The sequence below is a fragment of the bacterium genome (assembly GCA_040755795.1).
In the GTDB taxonomy this organism is placed as follows: domain Bacteria; phylum UBA9089; class CG2-30-40-21; order CG2-30-40-21; family SBAY01; genus JBFLXS01.
Genome location: JBFLXS010000387.1, coordinates 1 through 3907, shown reverse-complemented (window position 1 = coordinate 3907; position 3907 = coordinate 1). Strand labels below are relative to the sequence as shown.

The 3907-nt window shown below is 33.0% G+C and carries 4 protein-coding genes; 3 read left to right on the top strand and 1 reads right to left on the bottom strand.

Annotated elements, in window-relative coordinates; translation table 11 throughout:
* Positions 1 to 250 precede the first annotated feature (250 nt).
* From ftsE to AB1414_17105, 3 genes are read left to right on the top strand one after another with little or no spacing between them, the layout of a single operon-like run.
* A complete protein-coding gene (gene ftsE, locus AB1414_17115) occupies positions 251 to 919 on the top strand; it encodes a cell division ATP-binding protein FtsE (protein ID MEW6609135.1) in 669 nt (222 codons plus the stop codon).
* Positions 916 to 1809: a permease-like cell division protein FtsX gene (ftsX, locus tag AB1414_17110; protein ID MEW6609134.1), complete on the top strand. Its 894-nt coding sequence runs from the start codon at positions 916 to 918 to the stop codon at positions 1807 to 1809. Before ftsE ends, ftsX begins: the two co-directional genes overlap by 4 nt.
* Before the next feature lie 13 nt (positions 1810 to 1822).
* Positions 1823 to 2953, top strand: a complete 1131-nt coding sequence (locus tag AB1414_17105) for a peptidoglycan DD-metalloendopeptidase family protein (GenBank protein ID MEW6609133.1) — start codon at positions 1823 to 1825, stop codon at positions 2951 to 2953.
* Between the two features lie 37 nt (positions 2954 to 2990).
* Here AB1414_17105 and tatC read toward each other — a convergent pair whose 3' ends face one another.
* Positions 2991 to 3713 (bottom strand): twin-arginine translocase subunit TatC, encoded by a 723-nt coding sequence (gene tatC / locus AB1414_17100; GenBank protein ID MEW6609132.1) that lies wholly within the window; start codon positions 3711 to 3713, stop codon positions 2991 to 2993.
* Between the last annotated feature and the right edge of the window lie 194 nt (positions 3714 to 3907).

Sequence of the window (3907 nt, the reverse complement as noted above, 5' to 3'; positions counted from 1 at the left end):
AAGGATTGCAGAAAAAGAAGGATTTTATCTTTTGTCTTTAAAAGAAGATACCATGGTTTTAAAAAATAAGGTTGATTTTAAACCAAAGGTCTACAAATATGAAACAAAAGAATAGATGATACGAGGAGGATGAAAATAGTGGTAGGAGATAGAAGGTAGGAAGTAAGGAGATAGGCGTGTGGAGTGATGTTTTCTTTACTCTCTACTTTCTACTTTCTACTCTCTACTTCCTATTTTCAGGAGAGTTAAAATGATTGAATTTCGTTATCTAACTAAAATTTATAATCACGGCATTCGGGCATTGAATAATATTACCTTTAAAATTGAGCGAGGGGAATTTGTCTTTTTGGTTGGACACTCTGGAGCAGGCAAAACTACCCTTTTACGAATGCTTTATGTCGATGAACGACCAAGCTCTGGATTTGTCTTCGTCGCCAATAAAGATGTTGGTAATATGCCTGAGCGAAATATACCTTATTTACGAAGACGAATTGGCATTGTATTTCAAGATTTTAAATTATTATATTCAAAATCAGTTTTTGACAATGTTGCTTTTGCCTTACGAGTAACCGGGATTAAGGAACCTGAGGTTTATAAAAGAACGATTAAGGCATTAAATATCGTGGAATTGACTCAAAAAAAATCCTGTCTTCCACATGAATTATCCGGCGGAGAACAACAACGGGTTGCAATTGCCAGGGCAATAATAAATGACCCAACTATCCTTTTAGCTGATGAACCTACAGGAAATTTAGATGCACAATTGACTGATGGAATTATAAATCTATTTCTGAATGTTAATCAACAAGGAACAACCGTAATAATCGCCACGCATAACCTGGATTTAGCCACAAGATATGGCGGGAGAATAATTCATCTCGCCAATGGTGAGATAGTTGAAAATGGAGTTTTGGTATGATTAAATATTTTGTTAAAGAAGCCCTCTTGAATTTTAAACGAGCAGGTTTAATGAGTTATGCCAGTATTGGAATAATCACTATTACCCTATTCATCTTAAGCCTGTTTTTACTATTTACAACTAATGTGAAAGGAATAGTTGACATCTTTTTAGTCAAAAGGACATCAATTATCGTTTATCTAAAAAGTGGATTGTCTGAAACAGAAATTATTGAATTTGAGAAAATAATAGGAGAGAAAGAAGAGGTCAGTCAGGTAATTTATATTTCAAAAGAAGAGGCTCTCCAAAAATTTAGAGAGAATTTAGGAGAAAAGAAGGATATTTTGAATAACCTCCCCTGTAATCCATTACCAAATTATTTAGAGGTTAAGTTAAAGGGGAGCAAGTTTATCTGGGATGAAGTAGGTAAAATAGCTGAGGAACTCAAAAAATCTGAATTAGTCACTGAGGTAGATTATGGACAAAGAGTAGTAAATATCCTGGCTAAAATTACTTATGGATTAAGAATAATAATTCTCGGCGTAGGTATTATTTTATGTATAGCGACTTTAATAATTATCTCAAATACCATTGAATTAGGACTTTTTGCCCGAGGAGAGGAAATAACCATTATGAGATTAGTTGGGGCAACTAATTGGTTTATTCGTTTCCCGGCATTAATCGAAGGAACATTACAAGGAATAATAAGTGGAGGAATGGCTATTGGGTTATTATGGTTCATTTATAAATTTATTATATTCAAATTATGGATATCTGATGCCTTTTTTCAACTTATACCGATTAAATTTCTTCCTGTAGAATCCATATTAGGCATACTTTCAGCCAGTGCTGTTCTGGGATGTCTGGGAAGTTTTCTTTCTTTACATTATTTCTTAAAATCGAAAAAATAAAACGGGGGTAGAAATGAAAACTATTTTAATCTTATCTTTTTTACTCTTAAGTTGTGTTCAGGGGTATACTGATGACATTAGTCAGAAAAAAGGTAAACTTTCTAATATTACAAAGGAAATAGAAAAAAAGAAATCTAAAATAAATTATCTCAGCGGACAAGAGAAAAATGCCGTTCATGAACTTGCGAAAGTAGAAATACAAATTAAAACCACCGCAGATAAAATAAATTTACTTGAAAAACAATTAACCAATGTTCAGGAAAATATTGGTCTCACGCAAAAAAGTGTTAACTTAACCAGTGCTCAGTTAAATAGAAGACAACAAATACTTCTTAAAAGACTTACCGCTATCTATAAATATAGAGGAGGGGATTTATTAGGGAATTTACTGAATACCGATGATTTTACTGAGATTTCTAAACGGCTATATTTTATGTCACTGATTGCCCATGCAGATACAGAACTAATTGAGGATATAAATAATAAAAAGAACGCTTATCTACAGAAAAAAAGAATATTACAATCTCATCATAATAAATTGTGTAAGATAGAAAAGTCTCAAGAAAATTTTTTGAATAAACAGGAAAGGCTGAAAAAAAATAGAAAGCGACTTTTGACTAAAATACAAGGTGAAAAATCCCTGTATCAACAACAAATATCTAAATTAGAAAGAGATTCATTAGAATTAAAACAATTAATAAAAAATTTAGAGATGAGGAAAACGCATGAAGGCAGACAAATTGTTCTTCGAGGAAAAGGAGATTTACCCTGGCCAGTAAAAAACCGTAAACTTTATCGTGGCTATGGGAGTTATAAACATCCAAAATTTAATGCTCAGATAGTCAACAAAGGCATTGATATTTTAACTCCCCAGGGAGAAACAGTTTTTTCGGTAAAGGACGGTAAAGTGGTTTTTGCAAACTGGTTTAAAGGATATGGAATGTTGGTGATGATTGACCATGGTGAAGGGCTTTATAGCCTTTATGCACATTTATCAAACATTTTGGTTGATGTTGGTAATAAGGTATCTAAAGGAAGTTCCATAGGTATAGTCGGTGGTCCTTTTGAGAGTGAAGGATATAATTTTCATTTTGAAATACGGGTCAACGGCGAACCAGACAACCCGTTAAACTGGCTTATGTAAGGTCCCCTATGAAAAAAGGTCAGACCGTGAAAGTATCTTACTTATTTTCTCTTCGTTTTTTCCTCTCAAATAATACCGCTATCCAGGTACTAATTTCAAGTAAAAAAACTAATGGTATCGCCATTAAAATTTGGGATATGACATCAGGTGGAGTGAATATCGCCGAGATGATAAAGATAAGCAAGATGGCATATTTTCTATTGTGCCGCAGGCTTAAGGTGCTTAGCCATCCAACTTGTGTTAAAAATAAAATCACTATTGGCAATTGAAATACTATCCCAAATCCTAATAGGAACATACCTGCAAAAGAAATATATCGGCTAATAGTAATCATTGGTTCTAAAAAATCCGTTTGAAAACCTAATAAAAACTTTACCCCAATTGGCAATACCACAAAAAACGCAAAGGCAACGCCACAAGCAAATAGAAAAAAAGAAATTGGTGCATAGATTAAAATAGATTTTCTTTCGTGTTTTAGTAGACCAGTAGCCATAAACCTCCAGATTTGAAAAAGGATAATAGGAGAAGAAACAAACAACCCTACCCAAAAAGATAGAAACATATATGAAAGAAATGCCTCCTGGGGACTGATAAACACAACCTTTCCTATTGGTTTAACGACATAGCCTAATATCTGTTTACTAAAGAAATAAGAAATACAAAAAAAGACAAAAACACAAATCAAACATTTAATAATTCTTATCCGTAATTCTTCTAAATGTTCAATAAAACTCATTTTATTTCCATTTTCATTATCCATTTCCTGATTAAGATACACTATAAACTTATATTTTGTCAAGAAAAAATGCTTAACATAGTACGGAGCATTTGAGAGCGTTGCGTAGAACTTAAGGCTATATTTACGGTGCGTGGCATTGTGTTACCTCATTTCTTGCCATCTTTTTGTTTCTCTTGACATTTTGGAGTCCCAAAAGATAACCCAGAGGGTCATTA